General features: G+C 64.6%; 12 protein-coding genes. 5 read left to right on the forward strand and 7 right to left on the reverse strand.

Going from position 1 to position 13,113, the window contains the following annotated elements; translation table 11 throughout:
* Window positions 1–161: 161 nt before the first annotated feature.
* Window positions 162–1,079, forward strand: a complete 918-nt coding sequence (locus KTC28_RS00990) for a right-handed parallel beta-helix repeat-containing protein (protein WP_216711003.1) — start codon at window positions 162–164, stop codon at window positions 1,077–1,079.
* A gap of 17 nt (window positions 1,080–1,096) precedes the next feature.
* On the opposite strand, the gene aptA is transcribed toward KTC28_RS00990, so the two are convergent.
* Genes aptA through KTC28_RS01005 form a run of 3 tightly spaced genes read right to left on the reverse strand, consistent with a single transcriptional unit; the run spans window position 1,097 to window position 3,769 of the window.
* Window positions 1,097–2,431 carry an omega-aminotransferase AptA gene (gene aptA, locus KTC28_RS00995; RefSeq protein ID WP_255602160.1) on the reverse strand — a complete coding sequence of 445 codons (1,335 nt, stop codon included), beginning with the start codon at window positions 2,429–2,431 and terminating at the stop codon, window positions 1,097–1,099.
* On the reverse strand, window positions 2,424–3,062 hold the full coding sequence (locus tag KTC28_RS01000) for a 3-oxoacid CoA-transferase subunit B (RefSeq protein WP_216711002.1): 639 nt from the start codon (window positions 3,060–3,062) through the stop codon (window positions 2,424–2,426). Before KTC28_RS01000 ends, aptA begins: the two co-directional genes overlap by 8 nt.
* The gene (locus tag KTC28_RS01005; RefSeq protein ID WP_216711001.1) at window positions 3,062–3,769 is read right to left on the reverse strand and encodes a CoA transferase subunit A; all 708 of its coding nucleotides are present in this window, start codon (window positions 3,767–3,769) and stop codon (window positions 3,062–3,064) included. The genes KTC28_RS01000 and KTC28_RS01005 overlap by 1 nt, the downstream gene beginning before the upstream one ends.
* 48 nt (window positions 3,770–3,817) lie before the next feature.
* Here KTC28_RS01005 and KTC28_RS01010 point away from each other — a divergent pair, with 48 nt between their 5' ends.
* Complete coding sequence (locus KTC28_RS01010; RefSeq protein WP_216711000.1) at window positions 3,818–4,441, forward strand: histidine phosphatase family protein; 624 nt, start codon at window positions 3,818–3,820, stop codon at window positions 4,439–4,441.
* A gap of 31 nt (window positions 4,442–4,472) precedes the next feature.
* On the opposite strand, the gene KTC28_RS01015 is transcribed toward KTC28_RS01010, so the two are convergent.
* On the reverse strand, window positions 4,473–6,011 hold the full coding sequence (locus KTC28_RS01015) for a capsule assembly Wzi family protein (RefSeq protein ID WP_216710999.1): 1,539 nt from the start codon (window positions 6,009–6,011) through the stop codon (window positions 4,473–4,475).
* A 190-nt stretch (window positions 6,012–6,201) separates the two neighbouring features.
* On the opposite strand from KTC28_RS01015, the gene KTC28_RS01020 reads away from it, so the two are divergent.
* Entirely contained in the window at window positions 6,202–6,486 is a 285-nt protein-coding gene (locus KTC28_RS01020) for a hypothetical protein (protein ID WP_216710998.1), read from the forward strand.
* A gap of 57 nt (window positions 6,487–6,543) precedes the next feature.
* Here the strand turns inward: KTC28_RS01020 and KTC28_RS01025 are convergent, their stop codons facing one another.
* Entirely contained in the window at window positions 6,544–7,203 is a 660-nt protein-coding gene (locus tag KTC28_RS01025; protein WP_216710997.1) for a YjbF family lipoprotein, read from the reverse strand.
* A 217-nt stretch (window positions 7,204–7,420) separates the two neighbouring features.
* Between KTC28_RS01025 and KTC28_RS01030 the strand changes: the two genes are divergently transcribed.
* Together KTC28_RS01030 and KTC28_RS01035 are read left to right on the forward strand one after the other, a co-directional pair.
* The gene (locus tag KTC28_RS01030; RefSeq protein WP_216710996.1) at window positions 7,421–9,619 is read left to right on the forward strand and encodes a YjbH domain-containing protein; all 2,199 of its coding nucleotides are present in this window, start codon (window positions 7,421–7,423) and stop codon (window positions 9,617–9,619) included.
* A 15-nt stretch (window positions 9,620–9,634) separates the two neighbouring features.
* Window positions 9,635–11,071: a mannose-1-phosphate guanylyltransferase/mannose-6-phosphate isomerase gene (locus tag KTC28_RS01035; RefSeq protein ID WP_255602161.1), complete on the forward strand. Its 1,437-nt coding sequence runs from the start codon at window positions 9,635–9,637 to the stop codon at window positions 11,069–11,071.
* A 17-nt stretch (window positions 11,072–11,088) separates the two neighbouring features.
* On the opposite strand, the gene KTC28_RS01040 is transcribed toward KTC28_RS01035, so the two are convergent.
* Together KTC28_RS01040 and KTC28_RS01045 are read right to left on the reverse strand one after the other, a co-directional pair.
* Window positions 11,089–11,811 carry a GDP-mannose 4,6-dehydratase gene (locus KTC28_RS01040; protein ID WP_216710995.1) on the reverse strand — a complete coding sequence of 241 codons (723 nt, stop codon included), beginning with the start codon at window positions 11,809–11,811 and terminating at the stop codon, window positions 11,089–11,091.
* Window positions 11,811–13,067, reverse strand: a complete 1,257-nt coding sequence (locus tag KTC28_RS01045; RefSeq protein ID WP_216710994.1) for an MFS transporter — start codon at window positions 13,065–13,067, stop codon at window positions 11,811–11,813. Before KTC28_RS01045 ends, KTC28_RS01040 begins: the two co-directional genes overlap by 1 nt.
* Window positions 13,068–13,113 lie beyond the last annotated feature (46 nt).

A 13,113-nucleotide genomic window follows, 5' to 3' on the forward strand; every position in this document is an offset into this window, starting at 1 on the left:
CAGTCCGCCCCGTCAGTGCGCGCGACTATAGCGGTTGGCGCGGTATCGGGTAGCGGGAAAGTCACCACCGCGGCGGCGCTCGTCGTCGAGGTTACACCGCAGGGCCGGCGCTGCTAGGATGTCTTGCCGGTGTCCTGCCCCGTCCGGCCACGGAGCCAGTCATGTCATTGCTTACGCTGTCCATACCAAAGCCGTTCGATTTCCTGCGGCCCGCGCTCGCGGCGGTCGCGATCGCGCTGTCGGCATGCGGCGGTCATGCGGCGACGACGACGGCGACTCCCGAGACCGCAAAAGCCGTGATCGACGCAGCGAAGGGCGGCGACACGATCACGCTCGCCCCCGGCGACTACGCGCCGATGCGGATCGACAAGCATGTTTGGTCGCCGCCGCTGACGATCGAAGCGAGTGCGGCCCGGCTAGCGCAGGTCGCATTCAACGACGTCACGGGGGTCGTATGGCACGGCGGCACCTTCGATGGAAAGGATACGACGCACACCGGCTGGAGCGCCGGGACTAGCGATCATGTTACGATCGACGGAGCGACATTCCGCCATTTCACTCGCAACGGGATCATCATCGGCAAGGTCAGCGACGCCCGGATCACGAACAACACCATCACCGATTCAGGGTCCGACGGCATCGACATCGCCGAATCACGCCGCGTTCTGATCGATCATAACGAGTGCCGCGATACCCTGCCGACCCCGGGCGCGCACCCGGATTGCATCCAATTATGGTCGCGCCCGACGTCGCCCCCGGTGGCCGACATCACGATCACCAACAATAAGGCCAGCGGCGATACCCAGGGCATCACGATGTTCAACCACATCCGCGGCGGCGTCGACGACGGCGGGTTCGACCGGGTCCGCGTCGAGAATAATACGATCGCGATCAAGGAGTGGCACGGCATCGCGATGTACAGTTGCCGTGAATGCGTCATCCGCAACAACCGCGTCGATACGATCCCGAACGGCAGGATCAAGGCGTGGATCAAGAGCGCCGATAGCGACGGTGTCAAAGCCTGCGGCAACGTCGCGACCGCATGGTCGAGAAGCGTGGACAAGCGCTGTTCGGAGTGATCCGCCGACGGGCGTAATCAGTCGAGCGCGTCGAGCAGACCCCCGATTCGGCTGAACATCTCGTCGATCTGCTCCTCGCTGGCGATCAGCGGCGGCGACAACGCGATGATATCGCCGGTGACGCGCACCAGCAGCCCCGAATCGAAGGCGCGGTGGAACAGCTCCATCGCCCGCGCTCCCGGTGCGCCGTCGCGCGGGCGCAATTCGATCCCAGCGACGAGGCCTAGGCTGCGGATGTCGATGACATGGGGCTTGTCGCGCAGGGCGTGCACCGCGGCAGCAAAATACGGCGCAAGCCCTGCGGCGCGCGCGAACAGATCGTCGCTAACATACAGGTCGAGCGTCGCGATGGCGGCGGCGCAGGCGAGCGGATGCGCCGAATAGGTGTAGCCGTGGAACAGTTCGATCCCTGCCGGGCCATCTTCGACGAGCGCGCGGTGGATGAATTCGGCAGCGACCACCGCTCCCATCGGCACCGTCGCATTGGTCAGCCCCTTGGCGCAGGCGATCAGGTCCGGGGTGACACCGAAGTAATCCGCCGCCGTCGCTGCGCCGAGGCGGCCGAACGCGGTAATAACTTCGTCGAAGATCAGCAGGATGCCATGCTTCGTCGCAATTGCGCGCAGGCGTTCGAGGTAGCCGGCGGGCGGCACCAGCACCCCGGTCGATCCGGCGAGCGGCTCGACGATGACCGCAGCAATCGTCTCCGCGCCGTGGAGCCCGACCATCCGTTCGAGGTCGTCGGCAAGATCGGCACCGTGCGGCGGCTGGCCGATGCTGAACGCGTTCTCCGGAATATGCGTGTGGCGAAGATGATCGACCCCGCCGAGCGAGCCGAATACGCGGCGGTTGTTGACGATCCCGCCGACCGAAATGCCGCCGAAGCCGACGCCGTGATAGCCGCGTTCGCGCCCGATCAGCCGGGTCCGCGTGCCCTGCCCGATCGACCGCTGGTACGCGAGCGCGATCTTGAGCGCGGTATCGACCGCTTCCGACCCCGAATTGCAGAAGAAGACATTGTCGAGCTTCGCCGGAAACATCAGCGCGAGCTTCGACGCGGCGGTGAACGCCAGCGGGTGGCCGAGCTGGAACACCGGCGCGAAGTCCATCACCCCGGCCTGCTCGCGAATCGCCGCGGTGATCTCGGCGCGCCCATGCCCGGCATTGACGCACCACAGCCCGGCGGTCCCGTCTAGCAGCCGCTCGCCACGATCGGTCCAGTAATACATGCCCTCGGCACGCGCGAGCAGTCGCGGCTGCGCCTTGAACGCCTTGTTCGACGTAAACGGCATCCAGAACGCGTCGAGCGCATTCGGCGCGACCGCGGAGGACGCGCCGGTCAAATCAAGCAATGAAATGCGCCCCCGTCCGCGCGCGGACATCGTCGGCGGTCACCCCGGCCGCACATTCGACCAGCCGGAATGGCGCGCCCTTGCGGTCGGCACGCTCGAACACCGCGAGGTCGGTGATCAGCACGTCGACGACGTTCGATCCCGTCAGCGGCAGGGTGCACGCCTCGCAGAACTTGAAGCCGCCGGTTTTGTCGTTGTGCTCCATCATCACGACGATCCGCCGCGCCCCGGCGACGAGATCCATCGCCCCGCCCATTCCCTTGACCATCTTGCCCGGGATCATCCAGTTGGCGAGGTCGCCATTGGCCGCGACTTCCATTGCGCCAAGGATGGATAGATCCATGTGCCCACCGCGGATCATCGCGAACGAATCGGCCGAGCTGAAATAGCTCGTCCGCCGCAGCTCGGTGATCGTCTGCTTGCCGGCGTTGATCAGATCGGCGTCTTCGTCGCCCGAGATCGGAAACGGCCCCATCCCCAGCATGCCGTTTTCCGATTGGAGGGTGATGTCGATTCCCGGCTCGATATGGTTCGCCACCAGCGTCGGCATGCCGATGCCGAGATTGACGTAAAAGCCGTCCTGCAATTCCCTCGCGGCGCGCGCCGCCATCTCATCCCGCGTCCACGCCATCAGACCGGCTCCCTTTGGCGCACGGTTCGCTGCTCGATCCGCTTCTCGAAATCATGCCCGAGAACGACGCGCTGGACATAGACCGATGGTGTGTGGATGCCGTCGGGGTCGAGGCTGCCCGCGTCGACAAGCTCCTCGACCTCGGCAACCGTCACGCGCCCTGCGGTCGCGGCATTCGGGTTAAAGTTGCGCGCGGTCTTGCGGTAGACGAGATTGCCGTAGGGATCACTGCGCCACGCATGGACGATCGCAAGGTCGGCGACGATGCCGGTTTCGAGGATGTACGTCTCCCCGGCGAAATCCTTGTGTTCCTTACCCTCGGCTATCTTCGTGCCGACTCCGGTCCTGGTGTAGAATCCCGGGATCCCTGCCCCGCCCGCACGAATGCGTTCGGCAAGCGTCCCCTGCGGGCTGAATTCAAGCTCGAGCTCGCCAGCGAGATATTGCCGCTCGAACTCCTTATTCTCACCGACGTACGACGAGATCATCTTCTTCACCTGCCGCGAATGGAGCAGCACCCCGAGGCCAAAGCCGTCGACGCCGGCGTTGTTCGAGACGATGGTGAGGTCCTTGACCCCGCTGACGCGGATCGCCTCGATCAGTTTCTCGGGGATACCGCACAAGCCGAAGCCGCCTGCGACGATGGTCATTCCGTCGAACAGCAGCCCATCGAGCGCGGTCGCGGTGCTTTCGTAGATCTTACCCATGGCCGATGCCGCTAGCCCGCCGCGCGCGCTTTGGCTAGAGCATCAACCATGCTGCTGTACCTCGCCCGCCACGCCGAGACCGTCTATAATGCAGGCGCCCGCATGCAGGGTCACATGGCGCACACGCCGCTGACCCGCGCCGGCATCGCCCAGGCCGAGGCAATGGGCGCCGCGCTCGCCAGCCACTTCGGCCCGGGCGCCGACATCGATATCTGGGCCTCACCCGCAGGCCGCACGCTCCAGACCGTCGCGATCGTCGCCGAGCATCTCGGCCGCGACTTCTTCGGTATCCGCACCGACCCGCGCCTGCTCGAGATCGACGTCGGCCGCTGGGAAGGCCGCCGTTACGCCGACATCATCGCCGAGCAAGGCCCGATCGTCTGCCCCGACGTCAGGGCGTTCAACGTTGAACCACCGGGCGGAGAGTATTATCCCGCAATTGCGACGCGGCTGAAGGACTGGCTCGGCGAACTCGCTCCGGCGCGGGTCGCGCTGGTCATCAGCCACGGCATCACGCTGAGGGTATTGCGCGGGCTGCTGGCCGGCGGAACCGCTTTCGAGGGCGTAATGCTTGCTGATGATGCGCCGCAGGGGACGGTGTTTCGAATCGAGGACGGGGTGCAGACCGCGCTCCATGTTGGCGCGGGTGTGAGTGGCGCGCGCGGGGTCTGAGAGCCTGCTCGCGCAATCGATCTCGAACGTCTCAGAATCGCTCGCGTAGGCCGACTTCGACCTGCGCCCGCCCTGCCCGCCGCCCCGGGGTCCCCGGCGAATCGGTCTGGTAGCGTGATTCGACCCTGACATCGCCGAAGCGGGTCGGCCATTCGACACCCGCCGTCCCGATCGCGAACTTCTCGGAATCGGGCGAGATGCGGTTGCCGACGGTGCCCGAGTAAAGCCCATACGGCCCGGTCGAGACCCCAGAAATTCCGGTGATATTGAGGTGGACGACGTTGACCGATCCGTACCAGCGCCGATTTCGCCGATCGGTGACCGACAGTGACGCGACGAGATTGCGGCTATCGCCGTCGGTCCAGTAGCCGATCGGGCGGCCCTTATAAGTAAAGCCGTCGAGGTAGAGCGTGTTGTTGTAGAATGATCCCGGATACGTCGTCCCGCCCGGCTGGAGCGGCGTACCGCTCAGGATTTGCGCGGCAAGCGTGTCGGCATATTCGACGCTCGCCTGCCAATTCGCGCCGCGATGACCCCACGGTCCGGACCATGTCGTCCCGATCTGGCGACCGAACTGCTTGAGGACGACGTTGTTGAAGTTTTCGGCTTCAGCCTCGACGTAGATCTTTCCCGCGATGGCGCCGAACCGGCGGGTGTAGCTGATGTCAAAACCGGCAAGTTGATTGCCCGGCTGACGGATATAATCACTCCGGCTATTCCCGTCGCTGCCCGCACCGATGAACGAGTTGGCGATCTGGTGAAACCCGCATGGCCGCCCCTCGCCACACAGCTGCTGGGCTCGGTTGAGCCCCACCTCAACGCCCATCGCCGGCTGGAAGCTGACGCGCGTGCCGATGTTGACGCTGTTGCGAAAGTCTCGTTTGCCGTCGAGTACGCCGACGAAGAAATCGAATCGGAATGGGCCGAACCAGCGAAGGATTGGCGCGTCGAACGCGCTCGGCATCAACTTCTTGATGCCGATTTTCGGAAACGGACGCGCGTCATTCGAATATAAAAGTGCTCCGTCGTGTCCGGGGCCGAACCAGACCGGCGTATAACCACCATAGATTGCGACGTTGCCGACCGTCACTGCAACCTGGTTCGGCTCGAAATTATATCGCTGCCCCGAGCGCGCGGACCGCGCGCCAATGCCGGCATCGATGCTGAGCGCTCCGAAGTTCAGCTCACCGCGAACCGCGGCGTCGACGTTGCCGCGGGCGGCATCACCGAAAGCGCGATGAATTTCGGTGCCGCTCGTCACGTCGATCCGCGCATCCACCGATGTGCGTTGGGCGGCGAGATCGCTGAGCCGCTCGAGCCGCGCGACCGCGGCGGCAAGATAGGGATCGAGCGTGCGCCCGTCCCGCGCGGCATCGAGGCCGCCGTCGATCTGAACCCATGGCAGCGGCCATGAATCGACGGGGCCCCGGATGATGCCTGCCGCCTTGAGCAGATCGACATCTTGTCGCAGCTGGACATCGCCCGCATCAGCGAACGGCCCCGCGCTAGCCGCTGCCGGATACAGAGCGGTCGCGAGCGCGGTAGCAATCAAACCGACACGTAACTTCACGAAAGCCCCCGCCAACCGACGATTGATATCGACCGGCGGCCGCTTTCGCAGGGACAGGCTGTTTCGTCGAGGCCACAGGTAGCAAAAGAATTTCAAGGCGCACCAAAGCGATGAACTTTGTGCTTGAGCGCGTGTTTCAATAGGCTAGAAGCGCAATCACGCTTTGTCGGCATCGGATATGGAGAGAATGATGAACTTATTGTTAAAGGCTGCAGTTGGTTCGCTCCTGCTGGTGCAGACTGCTGGTGCTTTCGCTCAGACCGGCACCGCCGCTGGTGCTGAGGTCGCTTCGGATCACTCGCAGCGCAACCTGTACGGCGGCATCCTCGTCGGTGGCATTCTCGTTGCCGTTGCCGCAGTCGCCGCAACCGGTGGCAATGACGGCCTCGCTGACACCAGCACCCCGGTCACGCCGCCGGTCAGCACGTCGACCACGACGACGACTTCGACAAGCACGTCGACTCGCACGCGTTAATTTCGAACGAAATTTAGCCGCGGTACCGATCGGTGCCGCGGCTTTTTTGTACCTGCGCTACGTCTGCGCAGGGTATTTCAGGATTTCGATGTTGACCGGCTGGACGGTTGGCAGGGCCTGCTGCCGGCTCTTGAAGCAGGCGCCGTCGGCGTCGATCCAATAGCTGTTGAGAAAACGCGTTCTGCCGTTGGCGATCACCGCCTCGTCGATCCGGTGAAGTTGCATTGCGGTGCCCAGGATTTTAACTTGTGCCAGTCCGGCATCATGGAATGTCGAGCGGAGGTGGACGGTCGCATCCGCCCGGCGCGATACGACGGTGGTGCGGTCCAACGTCTTGCCGACGAGGCTTCGAGGATCAGTCGCCCATCCGGGGCCGAAATCAGTCCGTACAAGGTCGACCTCAGTCCCGACGGTCGCCACGATGAACGGACCATATGTCGTGATCGATTGCTTGTCGGCGGTGTACCACGTCAAGCGGTTGTCCGGGTCGAACGAGCCAAGAACGACGAGATCCCGCGAATGACCATCGATCCAGAATAGCATCGATGCGTACGGCAGGCTATTGGCATAGGCTCGCGTGTCGCTGTCGCCGCCACCGGGGTGATAGCCGGTGATCGTCCCGTAGAATGCTGACCCCTTCCGTAGACCCGCGCACGACGCGAGCAAGCCGGCACCCAGACCAGCGACGACATGCCGGCGATTTAAACGTTCGACCATCAGCGGCTCCACTCGCGCCCAACAAACCTGCTCGCCAAAACCACCACGTGATAGTAGCGCGCTCGTGTGCCGGGCTATATGGGTTCGGCGAAGTGTTGGAAAGCGGGCGGGAGTTTTAGCGATTGTGATCGATGCCCGTTTAACGTCGCCGCGCCGGTTATCGCTGAGACATAAGAGAATTCGGCTTCGCAGCGCGATGTTGGGCGGTGCCGCTTCGATGATTGCGACGGTGTCGCCCGCCACAGCAGCCACGTTCGACCCTTATCCCGTTCCCGCGTTGACAGATGATTTCGGCGGGGTCGGTCTGATTCAGACCCCGACCGCACGGTTTTCTCCCGATGGCCAGCTGAGCGCCGGATATAACGAGGTCGCGCCGTACGACCGCTACTTCGTGACGTTGCAGGCGACGTCGTGGCTTGAAGCAACGTTGCGCTACACCTCGGTCCGCAACCGGCTCTATTCGGACGTTCCCGCCTTCAGCGGCAATCAGAGCTACAAGGATCGCGGCTTCGATCTCAAGCTCAAGCTGCTAGGTGAAGGGCGCATCCGTCCAGCCATCGCCCTCGGGTTGCGCGATTTCGTTGGGACCGGGCTGTTCAGCTCCGAATATCTGGTGGCGAACAAATCGTTCGGGCCGTTCGACGCGAGCTTCGGCATCGGCTGGGGCAACCTTGCGACGCGAGGGCCGATCCGCAATCCATTCACCTATATTTCCAGCAGCTTCGACAACCGGCCTACCTTCAGCGGCAGCGGTGGCGAGTTCAGCAACACCTATTTCAAGGGCCGGCGTGCGGGTCTCTTCGGCGGCATTCAATACGCGACACCGATCCGCGGCCTGACGCTCAAGGTCGAATACGACCCGAACAACTATCAATCGGAAGCGCTCGGCAACCGCTTGCGTGATCGCGCGCCGGTCAATGCCGCGCTCGATTACCAGGTGTTCTCGTGGTTGCACGCGGCGGCGAGTTTCGAGCGCGGCGACAAGGTCGGCCTGACCTTCACCGCGACGACGAATTTCAATCGCCAGACCGAAGCTCCCAAGTACGATCCGCCGGCGCCGCCGATCGGCGTGGACGCCCAACCCACGCCCCCGACCGTTCTTTCCGCACCGCCGCCTGCGCAGAAGCTGGCGGCGGAGAGTCCGGTGATGCCGTCCGCCACCCCGACGCGCGCGCCGGCACCGGTTGCGCCGGTGCTGACCAGTGACGGAGCGCGGGTCCAGGCAGCGCTTTCAACGCAGGGCGCAACGCTGTTCGCCGCTAACTTCAGCGGCAATTCGGCCGAATTGTTCGTGACGCAGAACCGTTTCCTCAATGTCGCGACCGGCCTCGGGCGGGTCGCTCGGGCAGCCTATTCGGTGCTGCCAGCCAAGTTCACCTCGCTTACGATCGTCTTCGTTGAGAACGGCCTGCGAATCATGGCGGTCACAGTGCCGCGCGAAGGGCTGATCGAAGCGGTCGACGCGCGGCGGGGAGAGCCGGTCGACGCGCTGCTCAAGCAGACCGAATTCGCTCCTCCGCCAGCCGGCCTTGATAACGCCGAATATCAGGGGGATGTCCGCAAGGCCTATCCGCATTTTTATTACGCGTTGCGTCCTGGCCTCAAGACGACGTTCGGGCGCCCCGAGGCATTCGTGCTCTATGACGCCTTTGCGGCGTTCAACGGCGGCCTGTCGATCAGCCGCGGCCTCGGCATCGACGGTCAGTTTACGCTCAACCTTGCCGATAACTTCGATCGGCTGCGGCTTCAGTCTGACAGCTCGCTACCGCACGTCCGTACCGACATCGCCCAGTATTTGAGCAAGGGCAAAACCGCGATCACTCATCTCCAAGCCGACTATAATTTCAACATTGCCCCGAACCTCTACGGCCATGCCTATGGCGGCCTGCTCGAGGAGATGTTCGCCGGCGTCGGCGGTGAGGTGCTGTGGCGGCCATATAATTCGAGCTTCGCGCTCGGCATCGAAGGGGCGTATGTTGCCCAGCGTGGCTACGACCAGCTGTTTGATCTGCGTCAGTACCGGACGTTCACTGGCTTCGTCTCGGCGTACTACACCTTGCCGGGCAATCATGTTGACGCGTCGGTGAAGGTCGGGCGCTATCTTGCACGTGATTTCGGAGCGACCTTTGAACTGTCGCGACGCTTCGAATCGGGAGTCCGCGTCGGTGCTTTCGCGACGTTTACCAATATCTCGGCAGCGCGTTTCGGCGAGGGCAGCTTCGACAAGGGCTTCTATTTGTCGATCCCGCTCGATCTGCTTTACACGCGTCATGTTCGCAGCAGTATCGGCGTCGAATATCGCCCGTTGATTCGCGACGGCGGCGCGCAGTTGATCGTTCGTCAGCCTTTGATCGGTACGACCGACGCAATGCGCGAGGGAAACTTCGATCGCGACTGGGATGGACTGACGAATTAGCCTGCGGAGACCATAGTGACCGAGCTTACCACACTCATCGTTCCAGTCGTGCTGTCGGGAGGATCGGGCACCCGGCTGTGGCCGGTTTCACGCTCTCTTCATCCAAAGCAGTTGCTGCCGATCGCCGCCGACCATTCGATGCTCCAGGCAACGGTCGCACGGCTGAGCGGGACGGGCTACGCCGCGCCGATCGTCGTCGGCGGCGAGGAGCACCGCTTTCTCATCGCCGATCAACTCGCCGAGCACGGCTGCGTGCCTGCCGCGATCATTCTCGAGCCGGAGGGCCGCAATACTGCCGCAGCGATCGCACTCGCTGCGCTTAGTGCGCTGTCGCATGACCCGGCGGCGGTGCTGCTCGTGGTCCCATCCGACCACGTCATTGCCGACACGGCGGCATTTGGTCGCGCCGTCGAGACTGGATTGGCGGCTGCGAAGGCTGGGCATCTCGTCACCTTTGGCATCGCTCCCGCCGGGCCCGAGACCGGCTACGGCTATATCGAACACGGTGCGCCGCTCGATGGACTGGCTGGCGTCAGCGGCGTCGAGCGCTTTGTCGAGAAGCCCGACTCGGCGACCGCGCAACGGTTCGTCGACGGGGGCCGTCATGCGTGGAATGGCGGCATTTTCCTGTTCGGCGCGCGCGCTTATCTCGATGAGCTTGCAGCCTATGGACCCACGGTTGCCCATGCCTGCGCTGCAGCCATGGCCGCAGCGACGACGGACGGCGTCTTTATCCGCCCCGAACGCGCTGCGTTCCTCGGCAGCCCGAACATCTCGATCGACTATGCGGTAATGGAGCACACCGCCCACGCCGCCGTCGTGCCCGTTGAAATGGGCTGGTCCGACGTCGGATCATGGGGGGCATTGTGGGACATCGCGCCGCACGACGCTGCGGGCAATGCGCTCGATGGCGATGTCGTCGCGATCGAGTCGAGCAACTGCCTCGTCCGCGTCGACAACGGCCCGGCGGTCGCGATCGTCGGTGTCGAAGACCTCGTTGTCGTCTCGACCCGCGACTCGGTGCTGGTGATCCCGCGCAATCGCTCGCAGGAGGTCCGCGCCGTCGTCGACGAACTCAAGTCGCGCAACAGCACGCGGCACTCGCTTCAGCCGGTCGTCCATCGCCCATGGGGGACGTACGAGACGACCGACATGGGCGAGCGCTTCCAGACCAAGCGGATCGTCGTCAAGCCGGGCGGCCAGCTATCGCTCCAGATGCACTACCACCGGTCCGAGCATTGGATCGTGGTGTCGGGGACTGCGCTGGTCACAATCGACGGCATCGAGAAGATCGTCGGCGAGAACCAGTCGGCGTACATCCCGGCGGGGTCGCAGCACCGCCTCGAGAACCCCGGCAAGGTGCCGCTGCACCTGATCGAGGTCCAGTGCGGGCCGTATCTCGGCGAGGACGATATCGTCCGCTACGAGGACAAGTACGCCCGCGCCGGGTAAGTGGGGTCGGCGGCCGCCTACCCGGCAGCGATACCTTCGCAAAGCACGGTGACGAGATCCTCGCCCCACGTCACCGCCCGCCAGCCGAGCGCCGATGACGCCGGTCCGGGGTTGCCCGCATCGCCGTGTACGATTGCGATTAAGGCGGCGGTTTTGGCGGCGGGGCGTTTGAAATACGCGGCGGCGACTCGCGCGACGTATTCGCCGGTCAACAGGCGTCCTGTAGCGATCTCAAGGACTTCGGCGGCAGGGCGCTGGAGCATGCGCCACATCGCGTCGACGTATTCGGGGGTCCAGCCGCAGTCGGTGGCGGTGGCGAGATCGGCGGGATAGGGGTCGATCCCGGCGGCGGTTGCGGCGACGATGCGGGCGACTGCCGTGGTGCCCGGGCCGAAACGTGATTCGTGCGGGTAGACGTGGCCGATGGCAACGAAGCGGCCGTCAGGCTTGGCGACGGTGGTGCCGGGGTCGGCGGCGATGAAAACCCTCGCTGTCCCGCCCAGCGCGAACAGATCCGCCGATGCCGCGACGTCGCCGCGTAAGTCGTAGATTTCATTGGCCCCTGAGATCGCTTCAGCAGCCTCATCGGCCTGTGTCACATCGTCGGCCACTCCGAGTCGCGTGAGCAGGTCCTTGTCCCCGGTGCCGCGCACGACATAGCCTCGCGCGCCGAGGAGTCGTGCGAGATACGCCCCTGCGGCGGTGTCGAGACCAAGGATCGCCGCCGTCTTCACTGCCATCAAAGCCTCCGCAAAAGGGGAATCAACACGAGCGCACTAGCCCCGCACATCGCCAGAACGACGACGATCGGGACGCCTCCCGCGACCGCACTTCCCGCCAGCAACGTGCCGCCGACCTGAAACGCCGCATTGACGATGTTGTTCGCCGCAACCGCCCCCGACCGCGTCGCCGCGCCGCCCGCGGTCTGGAGGATGCCGTAGAGCGGGACCGAGAATACGCCGCCGGCAAAGGCGAGGACGAACAGCGCGAGCAGGATCGGCCACGCCGCCGGACTGGTAACGAAACCGACGATGTCGCCCCCGTGTCCGCCGTCGCGGACCGTCAGCAACAGGCTAAGGCTTGCCGCCGCCATCGCCACCGCCGCCCAGGGTGCTGCCTTCGCCGAGACCCGGCCCTGAAGGAGCCGCCCTACCGCGGCCGAGCCGGTGGCAATCCCGACGGTGAACACCGCAAGGAACAGCGTCGCGACCGCCTCGGAGGCGTGCAGGCTGCCCTTTACGAGCGGAACGAACTCGGTGGTGAAGATTGCGCCGAGTGCCCAGAACCATGAGATCGCCAGCGTCGCCAGCCATACCGGACGGACCGCGAAGGCCTCGCGGACGACCGCGGTCGATGCGGTCACTGGATTCCAGTCGATCGCCGGTGCGTCGACCGCTGGCGGCGCGGGCGGAATGAAGCGCGACGCGACAACCCCGGCAAGCGCCGCCGCGAGCATCGCCCCGGCAGCCCAGCCGGTCGGCAACAGCCCGCCGGCGATCTGGCCGAGCAGGATCGCGACGAAGGTCCCGCCCTCGACCAGCCCTGTCCCGGTCAGGAGATGCTCGGGGCGCAGGTGCTGCGGCAGGATCGCGTATTTGACCGGGCCGAATACCGTCGAATGCGTCCCCATGCCGAACAGGCACGCAAACAACAGCGGGACCGACCCGAGCATCAGCGCTATGCCGCCGATGCCGAGGATGACGACCTCGGCGAGTTTGACCGCGCGCGCGGTCGCCGCCTTGTCGCGCGCGTCGGCCAACTGGCCCGCGATCCCCGAGAACAGGAAGAACGGCAGGATGAATACGCCCGCCGCCGCCGTCACCATCGTTGCCGCACTCTTGATGTCGACGCCGGGCAGATGGAAGGTGATCAGGAACAGCATCGCCGTCTTGAACAAATTGTCGTTGAACGCCCCGAGGAACTGGGTGCCGAACAGCGGAACGAAGCGGCGCGAGAGTAGATCGGGTGTCTGATCGGGCTTGAGAGCGTCGGGCATGCCCAACCCTAGCCCGGAGCGTCGCGATCTGTCACATCGGCATGAT

Source organism: Polymorphobacter megasporae, from assembly GCF_018982885.2.
GTDB classification, from domain to species: domain Bacteria; phylum Pseudomonadota; class Alphaproteobacteria; order Sphingomonadales; family Sphingomonadaceae; genus Polymorphobacter_B; species Polymorphobacter_B megasporae.